General features: G+C 74.3%; 15 protein-coding genes. 12 read left to right on the forward strand and 3 right to left on the reverse strand.

Going from position 1 to position 18377, the window contains the following annotated elements:
* Positions 1-28 precede the first annotated feature (28 nt).
* The 9 genes from ACSUPT_RS22340 to ACSUPT_RS22380 all read left to right on the forward strand — a co-directional run bounded on the left by ACSUPT_RS22340 (position 29) and on the right by ACSUPT_RS22380 (position 9709).
* Positions 29-709 (forward strand): response regulator, encoded by a 681-nt coding sequence (locus tag ACSUPT_RS22340; protein ID WP_361657864.1) that lies wholly within the window; start codon positions 29-31, stop codon positions 707-709.
* Between the two features lie 131 nt (positions 710-840).
* The gene (locus ACSUPT_RS22345) at positions 841-3681 is read left to right on the forward strand and encodes a DNA translocase FtsK (protein WP_436945366.1); all 2841 of its coding nucleotides are present in this window, start codon (positions 841-843) and stop codon (positions 3679-3681) included.
* Positions 3682-3868: 187 nt separating this feature from the next.
* Positions 3869-4747: a helix-turn-helix domain-containing protein gene (locus ACSUPT_RS22350; RefSeq protein WP_351965087.1), complete on the forward strand. Its 879-nt coding sequence runs from the start codon at positions 3869-3871 to the stop codon at positions 4745-4747.
* A gap of 252 nt (positions 4748-4999) precedes the next feature.
* Positions 5000-6487 carry a 30S ribosomal protein S12 methylthiotransferase RimO gene (rimO, locus tag ACSUPT_RS22355; protein ID WP_351965086.1) on the forward strand — a complete coding sequence of 496 codons (1488 nt, stop codon included), beginning with the start codon at positions 5000-5002 and terminating at the stop codon, positions 6485-6487.
* Entirely contained in the window at positions 6484-7221 is a 738-nt protein-coding gene (gene pgsA / locus ACSUPT_RS22360; protein WP_351965085.1) for a CDP-diacylglycerol--glycerol-3-phosphate 3-phosphatidyltransferase, read from the forward strand. Before rimO ends, pgsA begins: the two co-directional genes overlap by 4 nt.
* A gap of 74 nt (positions 7222-7295) precedes the next feature.
* Positions 7296-7811 carry a CinA family protein gene (locus ACSUPT_RS22365; RefSeq protein WP_436946251.1) on the forward strand — a complete coding sequence of 172 codons (516 nt, stop codon included), beginning with the start codon at positions 7296-7298 and terminating at the stop codon, positions 7809-7811.
* 109 nt (positions 7812-7920) lie between these two features.
* Positions 7921-8304 (forward strand): helix-turn-helix domain-containing protein, encoded by a 384-nt coding sequence (locus tag ACSUPT_RS22370; RefSeq protein ID WP_028963738.1) that lies wholly within the window; start codon positions 7921-7923, stop codon positions 8302-8304.
* A gap of 167 nt (positions 8305-8471) precedes the next feature.
* On the forward strand, positions 8472-8942 hold the full coding sequence (locus ACSUPT_RS22375) for a Dps family protein (RefSeq protein ID WP_351965084.1): 471 nt from the start codon (positions 8472-8474) through the stop codon (positions 8940-8942).
* A gap of 434 nt (positions 8943-9376) precedes the next feature.
* Complete coding sequence (locus ACSUPT_RS22380; RefSeq protein ID WP_351965083.1) at positions 9377-9709, forward strand: hypothetical protein; 333 nt, start codon at positions 9377-9379, stop codon at positions 9707-9709.
* Between the two features lie 67 nt (positions 9710-9776).
* Here the strand turns inward: ACSUPT_RS22380 and ACSUPT_RS22385 are convergent, their stop codons facing one another.
* Entirely contained in the window at positions 9777-10580 is an 804-nt protein-coding gene (locus tag ACSUPT_RS22385) for a DNA-formamidopyrimidine glycosylase family protein (RefSeq protein ID WP_436945367.1), read from the reverse strand.
* A 77-nt stretch (positions 10581-10657) separates the two neighbouring features.
* Positions 10658-15283: an ATP-dependent helicase gene (locus tag ACSUPT_RS22390; protein ID WP_361657849.1), complete on the reverse strand. Its 4626-nt coding sequence runs from the start codon at positions 15281-15283 to the stop codon at positions 10658-10660.
* A 90-nt stretch (positions 15284-15373) separates the two neighbouring features.
* Here ACSUPT_RS22390 and ACSUPT_RS22395 point away from each other — a divergent pair, with 90 nt between their 5' ends.
* Genes ACSUPT_RS22395 through ACSUPT_RS22405 form a run of 3 tightly spaced genes read left to right on the forward strand, consistent with a single transcriptional unit; the run spans position 15374 to position 17347 of the window.
* Positions 15374-16246, forward strand: coding sequence for an AraC family transcriptional regulator (locus ACSUPT_RS22395; RefSeq protein WP_351965080.1), 873 nt, complete (start codon positions 15374-15376; stop codon positions 16244-16246).
* A gap of 10 nt (positions 16247-16256) precedes the next feature.
* Positions 16257-17033, forward strand: a complete 777-nt coding sequence (locus ACSUPT_RS22400) for an AzlC family ABC transporter permease (RefSeq protein WP_436945368.1) — start codon at positions 16257-16259, stop codon at positions 17031-17033.
* On the forward strand, positions 17030-17347 hold the full coding sequence (locus ACSUPT_RS22405) for an AzlD domain-containing protein (protein WP_351965078.1): 318 nt from the start codon (positions 17030-17032) through the stop codon (positions 17345-17347). Before ACSUPT_RS22400 ends, ACSUPT_RS22405 begins: the two co-directional genes overlap by 4 nt.
* A gap of 79 nt (positions 17348-17426) precedes the next feature.
* Here ACSUPT_RS22405 and ACSUPT_RS22410 read toward each other — a convergent pair whose 3' ends face one another.
* Complete coding sequence (locus ACSUPT_RS22410) at positions 17427-18353, reverse strand: hypothetical protein (protein ID WP_436945369.1); 927 nt, start codon at positions 18351-18353, stop codon at positions 17427-17429.
* Positions 18354-18377: the final 24 nt, after the last annotated feature.

Genomic DNA, 18377 nt, shown 5'->3' on the forward strand with positions numbered 1-18377 from the left:
CCAACTGCCGGGGCGAGGAGGACGGGCCATGGTGCAGAAGGCCAAGATCCTCCTGGTCGATGACCGGCCGGAGAATCTGCTGGCGCTGGAGGCCATCCTCTCTGCGCTCGATCAGACGCTGGTACGGGCATCGTCAGGGGAGGAAGCGCTCAAGGCGCTGCTGACGGACGACTTCGCGGTCATCCTTCTGGATGTCCAGATGCCGGGCATGGACGGTTTCGAAACGGCCGCCCACATCAAACGGCGGGAACGCACCCGCGACATTCCGATCATCTTCCTGACCGCCATCAACCACGGCCCCCACCACACCTTCCGGGGATACGCCGCGGGCGCGGTCGACTACATCTCCAAGCCGTTCGACCCGTGGGTCCTGCGCGCCAAGGTCTCCGTATTCGTCGAGCTGTACATGAAGAACTGTCAGCTCCGCGAACAGGCCGCGCTGCTGCGCCTCCAGCTGGAGGGGAGCAACGGCGGCCAGGGCGGCGCCGCGTCGAAGGAGACGGCGGGCCTGCTCGCCGAGCTGTCCGCGCGGCTCGCCGCCGTCGAGGAGCAGGCCGAGGCCCTGTCCAAGCAGCTCGACGAGGAGTCCGCCGACACGGCGGCCGTGGCCACCGCCGCGCACCTGGAGCGCAAGCTGACCGGGCTGCGGCGGGCGCTGGACGCGCTGGAGCCCGGCACCGGAGGCGGCGGCGCCGGCCTGCCCTCCTGACCCTCCCCGCCGGGGGAGCGCCACTTGAGGGTGCGTCACACGCGTCACCTCCCGCCCTCCGCGGAACGACACGAACGGGTGAAGGGGGCGGACGCGTGTTCCGCGCCGCCCGCACCGGTAACCTCACCCCCATGGCCTCACGTACGTCCGGCAAGGGTCCCCACGGCACGGCGGGCACCGCGAAGCCGCGCGCCGCCGGCCGTACGACGGGCGCCGCGAAGAAGGCGGCGCCCGGCAAACCGCCCGCCAAGAAGGCCGCGGCCAGGCAGCCCGCCCCCGCCAAGAAGGGCGCGGTGAAGAAGGCCCCGGCCCGGAAGCCCGCCAGGAAGGCGGCCGCCAAGCCGGCCCCGTCGCCCACGAACGGCGTCTACCGTCTCGTTCGCGCCCTCTGGCTGGGCCTCGCCCACGCCGTCGGCGCCATGCTCCGGGGCATAGGGCGCGGCGCGAAGGGGCTCGACCCCGCGCACCGCAAGGACGGCCTCGCCCTGCTGCTGCTCGGCCTCGCCCTGGTCGTCGCGGCCGGCACCTGGGCCAACCTCCAGGGCCCCGTCGGCGACCTCGTCGACATGCTCGTCACGGGCGCGTTCGGCCGGCTCGACCTGCTCGTGCCGCTCCTCATCGGCACCATGGCCGTCCGGCTGATCCTCCACCCCGAGAAGCCCGAGGCGAACGGACGCATCGTCATCGGACTGTCCGCGCTGGTCATCGGCGTCCTCGGGCAGGTCCACATCGCGTGCGGCTCGCCCGGCCGCGACGAGGGCGCCCAGGCCATGCAGGACGCGGGCGGGCTCATCGGCTGGGCCGCCTCCACCCCCCTGATCTTCATGACGGGCGAGGTCCTCACCGTCCCGCTGCTGGTCCTCCTGACCGTCTTCGGCCTGCTCGTCGTCACCGCCACACCCGTCAACGCCATCCCGCGCCGCCTGCGCGCGCTCGGCGAGCGGCTCGGCGTCATCGAGCCGTACGAGACCTGGAGCGACGACGACCAGCGGTACGACGAGCAGTGGCGCGAGAGCATGGCGGGCCCCGCCCGCCGCCGCGCCCCCGCGGCCGACGGGCCCCCGCACCCCGAGCAGGCCGAGGAGGAGGCGCTCAACCGGCGCCGCCGGGGCCGCGGCCGCAAGGCGCCCGAGCCCGCCGAACCCGGCTTCGGGCGCCCGATGGACGCCGTGGACATCGCCGCGGCCGCCGCGGCCGACCTCGACGGCGCCGTACTGAACGGGATGCCGCCCTCACCGCTGGTGGCCGACCTGACCAGGGACGTCACCCACGACCACGACCGGGCCCGGCACCAGGAGCCGGCCGGGGCGGAGAGCGGCGGCGCGGACACGGGGCGCGCCGCGGGGCGGGGCCGTACCGGGGCGGCCGGTCCCGCCGTACCGCCGGCGCGCGAGGAGGACGGCGGCCACGTCGTACCGGACCTCACCAAGCCCGTGCCCGTGCGCGAGACGACCGAGCCGATGCCGCCGCGGGTCGAGCAGCTCCAGCTCGCCGGCGACATCACGTACGCCCTGCCCTCCCTCGACCTGCTGGAGCGCGGCGGGCCGGGCAAGACGCGCACCGCCGCCAACGACGCCATCGCCGCGTCCCTGCGCAACGTCTTCGCCGAGTTCAAGGTGGACGCCGAGGTCACGGGCTTCACCCGCGGGCCGACGGTCACCCGCTACGAGGTGGAGCTCGGCCCGGCCGTGAAGGTCGAGAAGATCACCGCGCTCGCCAAGAACATCGCGTACGCCGTGGCCAGCCCCGACGTGCGGATCATCTCGCCGATCCCCGGCAAGTCCGCCGTCGGCATCGAGATCCCCAACACCGACCGGGAGATGGTCAAGCTCGGCGACGTGCTGCGCCTCGCGGACGCGGCGGAGGACGACCATCCGATGCTGGTCGCGCTCGGCAAGGACGTCGAGGGCGGCTATGTGATGGCCAATCTGGCGACGATGCCGCACGTCCTGGTCGCCGGCGCCACCGGATCCGGCAAGTCGTCCTGCATCAACTGCCTGATCACGTCGGTGATGATAAGGGCGACCCCGGAGGACGTCCGGATGGTCCTCGTCGACCCCAAGCGGGTGGAGCTGACCGCGTACGAGGGCATCCCGCACCTGATCACGCCGATCATCACCAACCCCAAGCGGGCCGCCGAGGCGCTCCAGTGGGTCGTGCGCGAGATGGACCTGCGCTACGACGACCTCGCGGCGTTCGGCTACCGGCACATCGACGACTTCAACGCGGCCGTGCGCAGCGGCAAGCTGAAGACGCCCCCCGGCAGCGAGCGCGAGCTGCAGCCCTACCCGTACCTGCTGGTCATCGTGGACGAGCTGGCCGACCTGATGATGGTCGCCCCGCGCGACGTCGAGGACGCCATCGTCCGCATCACCCAGTTGGCCCGCGCCGCCGGCATCCATCTGGTGCTCGCCACCCAGCGGCCCTCCGTGGACGTCGTCACCGGCCTCATCAAGGCCAATGTGCCCTCCCGGCTCGCCTTCGCCACGTCGTCCCTCGCCGACAGCCGCGTCATCCTCGACCAGCCGGGCGCGGAGAAGCTCATCGGCAAGGGCGACGGCCTGTTCCTGCCGATGGGCGCGAACAAACCCGTACGGCTCCAGGGCGCGTTCGTCACGGAGGAGGAGGTCGCGGCGGTCGTCCGGCACTGCAAGGAGCAGATGGCGCCGGTCTTCCGCGACGACGTCACCACCGGCACCAAGCAGAAGAAGGAGATCGACGAGGAGATCGGCGACGACCTCGACCTGCTGTGCCAGGCGGCCGAGCTGGTCGTCTCCACGCAGTTCGGCTCCACGTCGATGCTCCAGCGGAAGCTGCGTGTCGGCTTCGCGAAGGCGGGCAGGCTCATGGACCTGATGGAGTCGCGGAACATCGTCGGCCCCAGCGAGGGGTCCAAGGCGCGGGACGTCCTGGTGAAACCGGACGACCTGGACGGCGTACTCGCCTCGATCCGGGGCGAGGGCGGCTCCTGACCCGACTGTGTCCCACCCGTAAGAGAACCGTGAGCAACCGTTGCCCCGGGCTGCACGTCAAGTTGGAGGAAGGGGCGGAGAATGGTGCCCCCCGCACCATGGGCGACGGCCATTCCGATGGCGTACAAACCACGTCCGCCCGGTTGCTCCACCCTTTCGTACCACCCATAGACTGAACCTCCAGCAGGTGGTTACACGCTCGAAAGGCGCCCTCGTGTCCATCGGCAACGCCCCCGACGGCAACTCCCCCGAAGACGACCGGCCTTCGCTCCCCGAGGACGAGCGGCCCTCGGAGAACCGGCCCTCGATCGGCCGCGCGCTCCGCGACGCACGCCTCGCCGCGAACCTGACCGTCGAGGAGGTCAGCAACTCCACGCGTGTGCGCGTCCCCATCGTGCACGCGATCGAGGAGGACGACTTCTCGCGGTGCGGCGGCGACGTGTACGCCCGCGGGCACGTGCGGACGCTCGCACGGGCCGTGGGGCTCGACCCGGCCGCCCTCGTCGAGCAGTACGACGCGGAGCACGGCGGCCGTCCCGCCCCCACTTCCGCCGCACCCATGTTCGAAGCGGAGCGGATCCGCCCGGAGCGGCGCCGGCCCAACTGGACCGCCGCCATGGTCGCCGCGCTCGTCGCGGTGGTCGGCTTCGTCGGCTTCACCCTCTTCGGACAGGACGGCACCGGCACGACCAGGAATGTGGCCGAGGCCCCCGCCCCGGCCAAGACCCCGAGCCAGGCACCCAAGCCCGCGCCGTCCAAGCCCGCACCCGTCCCCACGGAGAGCGCGATCGCGGCCGTCCCCCAGGACAAGGTCACGGTCAAGCTCACCGCGATCGACGACAAGAGCTGGATCTCGGCGAAGGCCCGCAACGGCAAGCTGCTCTTCGACGGCCTGCTGGAGAAGGGCGACTCCAAGACCTTCCAGGACGACGAGCGGCTCGACCTCATCCTCGGCAACGCCGGGGCGATCGAGCTCTTCGTCAACGGCAAGAAGGTCGAGGACGAGTTCGCACCCGGCCAGGTCGAGCGGCTCAGCTACACCAAGGGCGACCCCCAGGTCGGCTGACCACCCCGGTCCCCTGCCCCTCACGCACCACAGGACACACCCGCCGCAGGCCCCGCCCGCGCTCCCGCTCCGGGGGCACGAGCGGGGCCTGCGGCCGTCCCGCCTCCGGGAAGCCCCGCCGCGCCGGGGCGTGATCCCGGACCCGCTCCGCCTGCGCGTCCCGGGGGCGGGACCGCGGCCCCCGGGGCCCCGCGGGAGGGGTGCCGGACCTGCGCGGCGGAGGGGTGCCGGGGACGAAGTAGTCTTGAGTCCATGCCCGAACGCCGTACCGTCGCCCTTGTCACTCTTGGCTGCGCCCGTAACGAGGTGGACTCGGAGGAGCTCGCAGGCCGCCTGGCAGCGGACGGCTGGGAGCTCGTCGAGGACGCCGCCGAGGCCGATGTCGCCGTCGTCAACACCTGCGGCTTCGTCGAGGCCGCCAAGAAGGACTCCGTCGACGCCCTCCTCGAAGCGAACGATCTGAAGGACCACGGCCGCACCCAGGCCGTCGTCGCCGTCGGCTGCATGGCCGAGCGGTACGGCAAGGAGCTCGCCGAAGCCCTGCCCGAGGCCGACGGCGTGCTCGGCTTCGACGACTACGCCGACATCTCCAACCGCCTCCAGACCATCCTCAGCGGCGGCAGCGTGGAGGCCCACACCCCGCGCGACCGCCGCAAGCTGCTGCCCCTCAGCCCGGTGCAGCGCCAGGACGCCGCCGCCGGGATCGCGCTGCCCGGCCACGCCCAGGAGCCCGCGCCCGCCCCCGAGGACCTGCCCGAGGGCGTCGCGCCCGCCTCCGGACCGCGCGCCCCGCTGCGCCGCCGCCTCGACACGAGCCCCGTCGCCTCCGTGAAGCTGGCCTCCGGCTGCGACCGCCGCTGCTCGTTCTGCGCCATCCCCTCCTTCCGCGGCTCCTTCGTCTCGCGCCGCCCCTCCGACGTGCTGGGCGAGACCCGCTGGCTGGCCGAGCAGGGCGTGAAGGAGATCATGCTGGTCTCCGAGAACAACACCTCCTACGGCAAGGACCTCGGCGACATCCGCCTGCTGGAGACGCTGCTGCCCGAGCTGGCCGCCGTCGACGGCATCGAGCGCGTCCGGGTCAGCTACCTGCAGCCCGCCGAGATGCGCCCCGGCCTCATCGACGTACTGACCTCCACCGAGAAGGTCGCGCCCTACTTCGACCTGTCGTTCCAGCACTCCGCGCCCGCCGTGCTGCGCGCCATGCGCCGCTTCGGCGACACCGACCGGTTCCTGGAACTGCTCGACACGATCCGCGGCAAGGCCCCGCAGGCCGGTGTGCGGTCCAACTTCATCGTGGGCTTCCCCGGCGAGACCGAGGAGGACTTCGCCGAGCTGGAGCGCTTCCTGCTGCACGCCCGCCTCGACGCCATCGGCGTGTTCGGCTACTCCGACGAGGACGGCACCGAGGCCGCCACGTACGAGGACAAGCTGGACCAGGAGACCGTCGACGCGCGCCTCGCCCACCTCTCCCGGCTCGCCGAGGAGCTCACCTCCCAGCGTGCGGAGGAGCGCCTCGGAGAGACCCTGGAGGTACTGGTCGAGTCCGTCGAGGGCGACGACCTCGACGACGACGAGTACGCCGGCGCCGGCCGCGCGGCGCACCAGGCGCCGGAGACCGACGGGCAGGTGCTGTTCACGACGAGCGCCGGGCTGGCCGTCGGCCGTATGGTCAAGGCGAAGGTCGTGGGCACCGAAGGCGTCGACCTGGTGGCCGAGGTACTCGAGGAGGCGGGCAGATGACCGGAGTCCCGGCGTCCGCTGCGGGCGGCACGGGGAGGAGGGCGCCCGGCGGGAAGCTGGGAGCGGCGGCCGTCAACCAGGCCAGCCTGTGGAACATCGCCAACATCCTGACCATGCTGCGCCTGGTGCTCGTCCCGGCGTTCGTGGTGCTGCTGCTCCAGGACGGCGGCTACGACCCCGCCTGGCGCGCCTGGGCGTGGGCCGCGTTCGCCGTCGCCATGATCACCGACGTGTTCGACGGCCACCTGGCGCGGACGTACAACCTCGTCACGGACTTCGGGAAGATCGCCGACCCTATCGCCGACAAGGCGATCATGGCCGCGGGCCTGATCTGCCTGTCGGGCCTCGGCGACCTGCCGTGGTGGGTGACGGGTGTGATCCTCTTCCGGGAGCTGGGCATCACGCTCATGCGGTTCTGGGTGATCCGGCACGGGGTCATCCCGGCCAGCCGCGGCGGCAAGCTGAAGACGCTCGCCCAGGGCACGGCCGTGGGCATGTACGTGCTGGCGCTGACCGGTCCGCTGGCCACGCTGCGGTGGTGGGTGATGGCCCTGGCCGTCGTCCTGACCGTCGTCACGGGGCTGGACTACGTGCGGCAGGCCGTCGTGCTGCGCCGCCGGGGGATCGCCGCGGAGCGCGCGGCCGCCCTGGCGGCCGAGGCCGCCGGCGCGGGGACCTCCGGTGCGTCCGGCGCTGTGGAGGGGTCCGGTGCCGCTTCGGAGCCGCCCCGGTGAGACAGGCGGTGCAGGAGGGGGACCCGGTGGGGGACGCGCTGCGGCGGTCCGGCGCCGGGTCCGGTGCGGAACCGGTGGCGGCGCGGGTACTGCGCCTGCTCGCCGAGCGTGACCAGTCGCTGGCCGTGGCCGAGTCACTCACGGGTGGTCTCGTCGCCGCCGAGCTGACGTCCGTGCCCGGTGCCTCCCGTGTCTTCCGCGGGTCCGTCACGGTGTACGCGACCGTGCTGAAGCGGGATCTGCTGGGGGTCGACGGGGAGCTGCTGGAGCGGCGCGGAGCCGTCGACGCGGAGGTCGCGCTGCAGATGGCGCGCGGTGTGCGCGAGCGGCTGGGTGCCTCCTGGGGCGCCGCGACGACCGGCGTCGCCGGCCCGGAACCGCAGGACGGGCAGCCGGTGGGCACCGTGTACGTGGCCGTGTGCGGGCCGCCCGGATCGCCCGTCGCGGCGGGAGAAGTGGCCGCGCTGCGGTTGAACGGCGACCGCGCGGAAATCCGTAGAGAGAGTGTACGGAGCGTGCTGGAACTGCTCGTCGACGAACTCTCGGAGAATGCGCGGGCAAAGGATACGGAACAGAACGGGGGGAATTGATGTTTGCAGCCCTGAGTGAACACGACATCGCTCCCCGCACGGCCGCAGCGCGAGGCGGTACGGTGGGGCGTGAAGGATGCGGCTACGCGGTCCGAGGAGGGAGCCACCGATGATTCTGCTCCGTCGCCTGCTGGGTGACGTGCTGCGTCGGCAGCGCCAGCGCCAGGGCCGTACTCTGCGCGAAGTCTCCTCGTCCGCCCGAGTATCGCTCGGCTATCTTTCCGAGGTGGAGCGGGGGCAGAAGGAGGCTTCCTCCGAACTGCTCTCCGCGATTTGCGACGCGCTGGACGTACGGATGTCCGAGCTCATGCGGGAAGTGAGCGACGAGCTGTCGCTGGCGGAGCTGGCGGAATCGGCAGCGGCGAGTGAGCCGGTGTCCGCGCCAGTGCGCCCGATGCTCAATTCTGTGTCCGTGACGTCGGTGGCGGGTGTGCCGACGGAGCGGGTGACCATCAAGGCACCCGCCGAAGCGGTGGACGTCGTCGCCGCGTGATCCCCACCGGTTTCGCGGCCCGACCGCCGCGAAACCGGAAGATCGACGTTTTGGGCTGAGCCCCGGTCGGGTACCCGAGGTGCCGACCGGGGCTTCGCTTTTGGTCGAATGCCCGTTATGCGCACTGTGTGTCATGGTGGAACGTGCGCACGGAATGGAGGATTCGCATGGCTGTCGTCAAGAGTTCGCTGTCCGACGCCGAACTGAAGGTGGTCGGTGAGGCCCTGCAGGGCGCGCTCGTGGACCTGGTCGACCTGTCACTGGTCGCCAAGCAGGTCCACTGGAACGTGGTGGGCCCGCGCTTCCGGTCCATACACCTGCAGCTCGACGAGGTCGTGACCACCGCCCGGACGCACTCCGACGTGATGGCGGAGCGCGCCTCGGCCATCGGCGTCAACCCGGACGGGCGCGCCGCGACCGTGGCGTCCGGCAGCGCCATCGGCGAGGTGCCGACCGGGTGGATCCAGGACCAGGACGCCGTACGGATCATGGTGGACGCGCTGGTCGCCGTCATCCAGCGGATGCGGGAGCGCGTCGCCGCGACCGACGAGCCGGACCCGGTGACGCAGGACCTGCTCATCGGGCTGACGGGCGAGCTCGAGAAGCACGCCTGGATGTTCCAGGCGGAGAACGTCTGAGGCGGTCCGCCGTGGTGGCCGCAGCGACCTGCGCGAACACGTCCTGCGACGGATTCTTACGGGGCCCGCGCGGAGGCGTGGGAGCGCGCGGGATCACCGGAACCCGGGACGCGACCGGAAGACTTCCGGAACGCCGGGCGGCCTCACCCGCCGCCCGGCGCGGCCGGGGCGGGGCACGTCGCCGGCCTGTACGGCGGTCCCGGATACGGCCGGGGCGTGAGCAGCCGGGCGGGATGCGGCCCGGCATCGGGCGGCCCGGCGGAGCGTGGCGGAGGCGTGAGCGGTCGGGTGGGGTGTGGCAGAGGCTGGGACGGCCGTGTGAGGTGCGGCAAGGGCCGGACGGGGCGTGGGGCGGCGGATGCGCCGGTGGCTGCTCCGGTGCGCCCCTGCCGTCCGGTGATCGTGCCGGTCTAGCGTCGACCGGAGGAGGCGGCATGGTACGGCGACGAGTCCCGCTGCCGGCGCTTGTGTCGGCGCTCGTACTTCTCGTGATCGGCGGACTGTGGTGGTGGGCGGTGCTGCGCCTGGCGTTCGTGCCGCACCGGGCCGGGCTGGCCGAAGGGGTCGCGGCGGCGAGCGGCTGGGGGCTCAGCCTGCTCCCGGTCCACGCCGCGGCGGCGCCCCGGCCGGGGCGGTCTGCCGGGCGGCGCTCCCGGTGGCGCGCGGCGGTGCGCGACTCGTTCCCGGAGGCGCTGCGGGGTCTCGTGTGGGACGTCGTACGGGCCTTCGGCCGGGGGACGCCCCATCGGCCCGGTGGCGGTGACTGAACGCCTGCTCCTCGCGGTGTGAGTGGGGCGCGGGTGTCCTGCTTCGGCGGCTCTTCCGGGGCGCAGCTCAATCGGGCGCCGGGCCGGACTGGCAGCCGGGGCACCAGTACGAGACCCGGTCGGTCGGCCCGCGGCCGCCGCCGTCCCAGCGGATCGGGGCGCCGCAGCGGTAGCAGGGCCGACGGGCACGCCCGTACACGTACAGCTTGCGGTCGGGTCGGCCGCCGGGGACGGTGCGCCGGTCGAAGCGGGCCTTGTTCTCCTCCAGCAGGCGGCGGGCGGTCGCGATGAGCCGCTCGGGGACACCGGCGGGCAGGTCGCCGACCGGGAACCAGGGTGTGACACGGGCCAGGAACGCCAGCTCGCACTTGTAGACGTTGCCGATGCCGGCGAGGTTCCGCTGGTCCAGGAGGGCCTCGCCGAGCGGGCGGTCCGGGTCGGCGACGACGCGCCGTACGGCCTCCTCGAAGTCCCAGTCGGGTCCCAGCAGATCGGGTCCCAGGTGGCCCACGACGGACGGCTCGTCGATCGTCCGCAGCAGATCCAGGACCGGCAGCCGGTAGCCGACCGCCGTGTGCGCCTCGGTGCCGAGGACGGCGCGGATCTGGTGGTCCGGACCCCCGCGCCAGCGCTCACCGGGGGCGTACAGCTGCCAGGCGCCGTCCATCCGCAGATGCGAGTGGAGCGTCAGACCGCCCTCGACGCGCGTCAGCAGGTGCTTGCCGCGCGGGACGACGCCGACGACGGCCCGGCCCGTCAGGTCGACGGTGGCGAGCTTCGGGACGCGCAGGTCGGACCGGGTGAGGAGCCGGCCGGCGAGCGCGGCGTGCATCCGGTGGGCGGTCAGCCAGATCGTGTCGCCTTCGGGCATGGCTCCATGATGCGCCGCCGGGGCGGCTTTCCGGCGCTGCCCGCCGGGCGCCCCGCGGTTTGCCGCGTACGGACCCGCTACGCGCGCAGGCGCAGCCCCCTCGGTGTGGCGTGGAAGCCCGCGGCTTCGAGGGCGCGGGACAGCGGGGACGTCAGGGCGGCCGTGCCGTTGATCCGCTCGACGGTGACCGTGCCCAGCGCGCCCGCGCCCGCGGCGGCCGCCAGGGCGTCGGCGGCGGCCCGCAGCGCGGGGGTGTCCGGTTCGGGCGCCCACGACAGCAGGGTCTTGCCGCCGCGCTCCATGTACAGCGTCAACTCGCCGTCGACCAGCACCACCAGGGAGCCCGCCTTGCGGCCCGGCTTGTGGCTCGCGCCGTTCGGCGGCTCCGGCCAGGGCAGCGCCGCGCCGTACGCGTTGGCCGGGTCGGCGGCGGCCAGGACGACGGCCTGCGGGTCGGCGGAGCCCTCGGCGCGCTCCCGGGCCGACGCGGCCGCCCGCAGACGGTCCACGGCGCCGTCCATCGCGAACTGCGCGGCGCCCAGCCCCTCCACGACATAGCCCCGGCGGGCCTGGCCGCTGTCCTCGAACGCGGACAGCACCCGGTACGTGGCGGAGAAGCCGCCCTCGACGCCCTCGGCGGCGACGGCGCCCCGGGTCACCACGCCGTGCCGGTCCAGCAGCGTCCGGGCCAGGGCGTGCGCGCGGTGCGTGGGCTCGGGCTCGGCGGGCGGCAGCAGCGACCAGCGGCCGCTCACCGTGGGCGGCCCGGAGCGGGACGCGGGGCGCGCGGCGGCCGTCAGCGTGCCGTACCGCCCGCGCGGCACGGGGCGCCGGGCGCGGTGCGCGGTGGAGCCCGCCGTACGACCGGAGCCGAGCACGGCGCGCAGTGGGGCGAGGGTGTCGTTGGTGAGCCGGCCCGACCAGGCCAGCTCCCACAGGGCGTCGGCGAGCTGCGGGTCCGTCACGTCGGGATGGGTGGTCGCCCGGACCTGGTCGGCGATCTGACGGAAGAACAGCCCGTACCCGCCGGACAGGGCGGTGAGCACGGACTCGTGGAGCGCCGTCAGCTCCAGCGGGTGCGGCGGCGGCAGCAGCAGCGGGGCGGCGTCGGCCAGATACAGCGACACCCAGCCGTCCTTGCCCGGCAGGGCGCCCGCGCCCGCCCACACGACCTCGCCGGTGGTGGTCAGTTCGTCCAGCAGCTGCGGGCCGTAGTCCCGGACGCGGGACGGCAGGACCAGCTTCTCCAGCGCCGACGCGGGCACGGGCGCGCCCTGCAGCTGCTCGATCGCGCGGGCCAGGCCGTCGATGCCCCGCAGCGCGCTGCCGCCGACGTGCTGCCACTGCGGCAGGAACGTGGCGAGCGCGGCCGGCGGAACCGGCTCCAGCTCCTGGCGCAGCGCGGCCAGCGAGCGGCGCCGCAGTCGGCGCAGCACCGCGGCGTCGCACCACTCCTGACCGATGCCCGACGGGTGGAACTCGCCCTGGACGACGCGGCCCGCCGCCGCGAGCCGGTGCAGCGCCCCGTCCGTGACGGCCGTGCCCAGGCCGAACCGGGCGGCCGCCTCAGCGGACGTGAACGGGCCGTGGGTGCGGGCGAACCGCGCGAGGAGGTCGCCGAGCGGGTCCTTCACCGGCTCCGTGAACGCCTCGGGGACGCCGACCGGCAGGGCGGTGCCCAGCGCGTCGCGCAGGCGCCCCGCGTCCTCGATCGCTGCCCAGTGGTCGGCGCCCGCGACCCGCACCCGGATCGCCCGGCGGGCGGCGGCCAGCTCCTGCGGCCAGGCCGGGTCGGCGCCCCGCTCGACCAGCTCGGCGTCGGTCAGCGGGCCCAGTACGCGCAGCGCGTCGGCGACGCCCTCCGGGTCCTTCACGCGCCGCTCGTCCGTGCGCCACTGCAGCTCGCGCTCCAGCTCGTCCAGCACCTCCGGGTCGAGCAGCTCCCGCAGCTCGGCCTGGCCCAGCAGCTCGGCCAGCAGCCGGGAGTCCAGGGACAGGGCGGCCGCGCGGCGCTCTGCGAGCGGTGAGTCGCCCTCGTACAGGAACTGGGCGACGTACCCGAACAGCAGCGAGCGGGCGAACGGCGACGGCTCGGGGGTGGTGACCTCCACGAGCCGGACGCGCCGCGACTCGATGTCGCCCATCAGCTCCTGGAGGCCCGGCACGTCGAACACGTCCTGGAGGCACTCACGGACCGCCTCCAGCACGATGGGGAACGACCCGAACTCGCTCGCCACCTGCAGCAGCTGCGCCGCCCGCTGGCGCTGCTGCCACAGCGGCGTCCGCTTGCCTGGATTGCGCTTGGGCAGCAGCAGGGCGCGGGCGGCGCACTCCCGGAACCGGGAGGCGAAAAGGGCGGAGCCGCCGACCTGTTCGGTGACGATCCGGTCCACCTCGCCCTTGTCGAAGGCGACGTCGGCGGCGCCGAGCGGGGCCTGCTCGCTGTCGTACTCGAGGCCCGCCGCGGCCGGCTCCGCGTCCAGCAGGTCAAGGCCCATCAGGTCCGCGTCCGGCAGGCGCAGGACGATGCCGTCGTCGGCGTGCATGACCTGCGCGTCCATGCCGTACCGCTCCGCGAGGCGGGCGCCCAGCGCCAGCGCCCACGGGGCGTGCACCTGGGCACCGAACGGCGAGTGCACCACCACCCGCCAGTCGCCGAGCTCGTCGCGGAACCGCTCCACGAGGATCGTCCGGTCGTCCGGGACGTGCCCGCACGCCCGGCGCTGCTCGTCCAGGTACGCCAGGACGTTGTCGGCGGCCCAGGCGTCCAGGCCCGCCGCCACCAGCCGCAGCCGCGCGTCGTCCGGGTCCAGCGAGCCGACCTCCCGCAGGAACGCGCCGACCGCGCGGCCCAGTTCGAGCGGGCGGCCCAGCTGGTCGCCCTTCCAGAACGGCAGCCGCCCCGGCACGCCGGGCGCGGGCGACACGAGCACCCGGTCGCGCGTGATGTCCTCGATCCGCCACGACGACGTGCCCAGCGTGAACACGTCGCCGACGCGGGACTCGTAGACCATCTCCTCGTCGAGCTCGCCGACCCGGCCCCCGCCCCGCTTCGGATCGGCCCCCGCCAGGAACACCCCGAACAGGCCCCGGTCGGGGATCGTGCCGCCCGAGGTGACGGCGAGCCGCTGGGCACCGGGGCGCCCCGTGACCGCCCCGGTGACCCGGTCCCACACGACGCGCGGGCGCAGCTCAGCGAACGCGTCCGACGGATAGCGTCCGGCGAGCATGTCCAGCACCGCCGTGAACGCCGACTCCGGCAGCGACGCGAACGGCGCCGCCCGCCGCACCAGCGCCAGCAGGTCGTCGTAACTCCAGGTGTCGAGCGCGACCATGGCGACCAGCTGCTGGGCCAGCACGTCCAGCGGATTGGCCGGGACGCGCAGCGACTCGATGGCGCCCTGCCGCATCCGCTCGGTCACCACCGCCGCCTGCACTAGGTCGCCCCGGTACTTGGGGAACACCACGCCCCGCGACACGGCGCCCACCTGGTGACCGGCCCGCCCCACCCGCTGCAGGCCCGACGCCACGGAGGGCGGCGACTCCACCTGGACGACCAGGTCGACCGCGCCCATGTCGATGCCCAGCTCCAGACTGGACGTGGCCACCACCGCCGGGAGGCGGCCGGCCTTCAGGTCCTCCTCGACCAGGGCCCGCTGCTCCTTGGACACCGACCCGTGGTGTGCCCGCGCCAGCAGCGGCGGGGCGCCCTTGGCGGCGCCGGACTGGGCCATCAGCTCCGCGGGGGTGGCGTCGTCGGGCAGCGCCTCCCCGGTGGCCCGCTCGTACGCGATCTCGTTCAGCCGGTTGCACAGGCGCTCCGCGAGGCGCCGTGAGTTGGCGAACACGATCGTCGAACGGTGCTCCTGCACCAGGTCGGCGATGCGCTCCTCGACATGCGGCCAGATCGACGGCTTCTCGGCGGGGCCGCCGCCCGCGTCGGCGGCCGGCGAGCCCCCGAGCTCGCCCAGGTCTTCGACCGGCACCACCACGGACAGGTCGAACTCCTTGCCGGACGGCGGCTGGACCACCTCCACCCTCCGCCGCGGCGACAGGAACCGCGCCACCTCGTCCACCGGCCGCACCGTCGCGGACAGGCCGATCCTGCGGGCCGGGCGCGGCAGCAGCTCGTCGAGCCGCTCCAGCGACAGCGCCAGATGCGCGCCGCGCTTGGTGCCCGCCACGGCGTGCACCTCGTCCAGGATCACCGTCTCCACGCCCGCCAGCGCGTCCCGCGCCGCCGACGTCAGCATCAGGAAGAGCGACTCCGGTGTGGTGATCAGGATGTCCGGAGGCCGCGTCGCCAGCGAGCGCCGCTCCGCCGCGGGGGTGTCGCCCGAGCGGATGCCGACCCGCACCTCCGGCTCCGGCAGGCCCAGCCGCACGGCCTCCTGGCGGATGCCCGTCAGCGGGCTGCGCAGATTCCGCTCGACGTCGACGGCCAGCGCCTTCAGCGGCGACACGTACAGCACCCGGCAGCGCTTCTTCGCGTCGGCCGGGGGCGGGGTGGACGCCAGCCGGTCCAGCGCGGCGAGGAACGCCGCCAGCGTCTTGCCGGAGCCCGTCGGCGCCACGACCAGCACGTCCGAACCCGCGCCGATCGCCCGCCACGCCCCCTCCTGGGCGGCGGTGGGCGCGCTGAACGCCCCCGTGAACCACCTGCGGGTCGCGGGGGAGAAGGAGTCGAGTGCGGTCCCGGCCATGCCACCCATCGTGCACCCCGCCACTGACAACCGGCGTCCGCACCGTGGACCCGCAGGTCACCGGGGGTGCGTCCGGCGCAGAATGGAGGCATGGCGACCACCCCGGACGGCGGACGGCCCGACGAGTGGGCCAGGCACTGGCAGTACCCGGAGGTGCCCGGCCTCGACCTCCTGCGCGCCCGCTACGTCCGCCACTCCTTCTCCCGCCACAGCCACGAGGGCTATGTGCTGGGCGCCGTCCGCAAGGGCATCGAGGACGTCGTCATGCCGGAGGGCACCATCAAGGCCCGGCCGGGCACCGTCGTGATGATCAACCCCGAGGTGCCGCACTCCGCGCACGCCGGGGTGCCCGAGGGCTGGTCGTACACCACCCTCTACCCCTCGTCGGAGCTGATCGCCGGGATCGCCCGGGAGGAGACAAGCCTGCGCGGCACGGTCTCCTTCGGGCAGACCATCGTCGAGGACGAGAGCACCGCCCGGCTGATCAGCGCCGTGCACCGCGCCGCCGAGGAGGGCAACGCCCTCGCCGCCGACAGCGTCCTGCGGATCGTCGTCGCCCGCCTGCTGCGCCGCCACGGCGGGACCCTCCCGCAGCGCACCCCGCTCACGGCGGGCGCCCGCACGGCCGCCGCCGCCCGCGACGCGCTCCTCGACCGCATGGCCGAGCCGCCGTCCCTGGAGCAGCTCGCCCGGGAGCTCGGCACCAGCCCCTTCGCCCTGCTGCGCGCCTTCCGGACGGCGTACGGGATGCCGCCCCACGCGTGGCTCACCAACGCGCGCGTACGGGCCGCCCGCCGCCTCCTGGAGGCCGGTACCGCTCCAGCCGACGCGGCCGCCGCCGTCGGGTTCACCGACCAGCCGCACCTGAACCGGCACTTCACCCGGATCGTCGGGGTCCCCCCGGGCGCCTACCAGCGGGAGCGCGCAAGAACGTACAAGACCGGCGGCGAGGGCCGGCCGTAGCTTTCGGGGCGTGGCAGAACGGTCAATACCCCCGAGCGCGCCCACAGCGGCGCCCCCCGCCCGCGCGGACGACGCGGAGCAGCGCACACCGACGGCGGCCCGCCAGGACCCGGCGAAGCCCGACCGGGCCGTCGTACGCGACTCCCTTGGTGTCGGCGTCGCCGTCGGCCTCTCCGGCTTCGCGTTCGGCGTCACCTCGGTCGGCGCCGGCCTCGACCTCCTCCAGACCTGCGCGCTCAGCCTGCTCGTCTTCACCGGCGCCTCGCAGTTCGCCCTCGTCGGCGCGCTCGCCGCGGGCGGCAACCCCTTCACCGCCGCCGCGGGCGCCTTCTTCCTCGGCACCCGCAACGCCTTCTACGGGCTGCGCCTGTCCCAGCTGCTGGCCCTCCCGCGCGCGGCGCGCCCGTTCGCCGCCCAGTGGGTCATCGACGAGACCGCGGCGGTGGCCCTCGCGCAGCCGACCCGCCGCGCTGCCCGGCTCGGCTTCACCGTCACCGGCCTGACCCTGTACGTGCTGTGGAACCTCACGACGCTCGTCGGCGCCCTGGGAGCGGAGGCCATCGGCGACACCGACGCCTGGGGCCTCGACGCGGCGGGGCCCGCCGTGTTCCTCGCCCTCCTCGCCCCCATGCTGCGCTCCACGACCGACCGGGCCGTCGCCGGGCTGGCCGTGGTGCTGGGGCTCGGCCTGCTGCCGGTGCTGCCCGCCGGGGTGCCGGTGCTCGTCGCGGCGCTCGCGGCGCCCGCCGTGCTGTGGCTGCGCGGTCGCCGGGAGGTGCGGCGATGAGCGGCACCGCTGTCTGGATCGCGATCGGCCTGACCACGGTCGGGTGCTATCTGCTGAAGCTCGGCGGGCTGCTGGTGCCGGCCGCCGCCCTGGAACGGCCCGTCGTGCGGCGACTGGCGGCGCTGCTGCCCGTCGCGCTGCTCGCCGCCCTCACCGCGCAGCAGACGTTCAGCGCGGACGGCGCGCTGGTACTGGACGCCCGCGGGGCGGGCCTCGCCGCGGCGGCGCTCGCCCTGGTGCTCCGGGCACCGTTCCTGGTGGTCGTGGGCGTGGCCGTCGCGGTCACCGCGGGGGTGCGGGCGCTGGGCGGCTGAGGGCCGGAGGCCGAGCGGCGGCCCGCCGCCGTGCCGGGGCATGCCCAGTGGTGGGCCGCTGCGATCCGCCCAGGTGCGGTCAGCCGATGGGGCGGCCGTGCGCCCGCAGCGTGCGCAGCGCCTCGATCGTGACGAGCGGCCGCGACTCCAGGGTGGGGCCGGGAGCCCACTGCCGCCAGTTCACCGGCCACCCGCCGTCCTCCGCCTGCTCGGCCGCCAGGTGGTCCAGGGAGCGGGCCATCTCCTCGTCGGTGAACCACCGGCGGGCGAGAGAGCCCGGCACGCGCGCGTAGTCGTGCGGGAAGTGGTACTCGCCCGGCGCGTACCCGGGCGCCAGCGGGTACGTGTCCGCCCGCTCCGGCTCCAGTACCGCGAGCCGCCGCTCCCGCACGACCCGGCCCAGCCGTTCCGCGGCCGCCTCGGCCCAGGCCCGGTCCGGGACGCCGTCGAGGAACGCCACGGCCGCCTCGACCTCGTACGGATGGGTCGCACGGCCCTCCGCGATCGCCTCGACCGCCGCCCAGCAGAAGTCGGTCGCGCGGAACAGCCACGCGTGCCACACCTGGTTGCGGTGCAGCAGCCCCACGACCGGCCCCGTGGCCAGCAGGTCGCTCGGCGGATCGTCGACGACCGGCACGAACGGCGCCACGGGATAGCCGCGCACGGAGGGGTGGATGGCCGGCAGCGCGCCGGCGTGTGTGGAGACACCGGTCAGATACCGGCAGACCCGCTCCACCCGCGGCCCGCCGCACCGGCCGATCGAGTCGAGCACGCGCAGCGCGTGCGCGGTGTGCAGCGGCTGGCTGACGGGGCCGCGCACATCCGGCTCCAGTGCGTGCCCGTAGCCGCCGTCCTCGTTGGCGTACGGGGCGAGGGCGGCCTCCACGGCGTCGGCGTCGCCGCCGAGGAAGTGGTAGGCGAAGCGGCGCTGTTCGAGGACGCGCGCCGTCAGCCAGACGAACTGCCCGGCGCGCGCGAGGGGAGTTCCCGCCATGTGTCGACCCATGGCACGACCGTAGGGCGGAACGGG

This window comes from Streptomyces sp. SudanB25_2051 (assembly GCF_964272635.1).
Classification (GTDB): domain Bacteria; phylum Actinomycetota; class Actinomycetes; order Streptomycetales; family Streptomycetaceae; genus Streptomyces.

What these genes read in the sequence shown, in the direction of transcription:
- ACSUPT_RS22340 (WP_361657864.1), top strand. Translation starts at nt 29, where the DNA reads ATGGTGCAGAAGGCCAAGATCCTCCTGGTCGATGACCGGCCGGAGAAT.
- ACSUPT_RS22345 (WP_436945366.1), top strand. Translation starts at nt 841, where the DNA reads ATGGCCTCACGTACGTCCGGCAAGGGTCCCCACGGCACGGCGGGCACC.
- rimO (WP_351965086.1), top strand. Translation starts at nt 5,000, where the DNA reads ATGCCCGAACGCCGTACCGTCGCCCTTGTCACTCTTGGCTGCGCCCGT.
- pgsA (WP_351965085.1), top strand. Translation starts at nt 6,484, where the DNA reads ATGACCGGAGTCCCGGCGTCCGCTGCGGGCGGCACGGGGAGGAGGGCG.
- ACSUPT_RS22370 (WP_028963738.1), top strand. Translation starts at nt 7,921, where the DNA reads ATGATTCTGCTCCGTCGCCTGCTGGGTGACGTGCTGCGTCGGCAGCGC.
- ACSUPT_RS22375 (WP_351965084.1), top strand. Translation starts at nt 8,472, where the DNA reads ATGGCTGTCGTCAAGAGTTCGCTGTCCGACGCCGAACTGAAGGTGGTC.
- ACSUPT_RS22380 (WP_351965083.1), top strand. Translation starts at nt 9,377, where the DNA reads ATGGTACGGCGACGAGTCCCGCTGCCGGCGCTTGTGTCGGCGCTCGTA.
- ACSUPT_RS22385 (WP_436945367.1), bottom strand. Translation starts at nt 10,580, where the DNA reads ATGCCCGAAGGCGACACGATCTGGCTGACCGCCCACCGGATGCACGCC.
- ACSUPT_RS22390 (WP_361657849.1), bottom strand. Translation starts at nt 15,283, where the DNA reads ATGGCCGGGACCGCACTCGACTCCTTCTCCCCCGCGACCCGCAGGTGG.
- ACSUPT_RS22395 (WP_351965080.1), top strand. Translation starts at nt 15,374, where the DNA reads ATGGCGACCACCCCGGACGGCGGACGGCCCGACGAGTGGGCCAGGCAC.
- ACSUPT_RS22405 (WP_351965078.1), top strand. Translation starts at nt 17,030, where the DNA reads ATGAGCGGCACCGCTGTCTGGATCGCGATCGGCCTGACCACGGTCGGG.
- ACSUPT_RS22410 (WP_436945369.1), bottom strand. Translation starts at nt 18,353, where the DNA reads ATGGGTCGACACATGGCGGGAACTCCCCTCGCGCGCGCCGGGCAGTTC.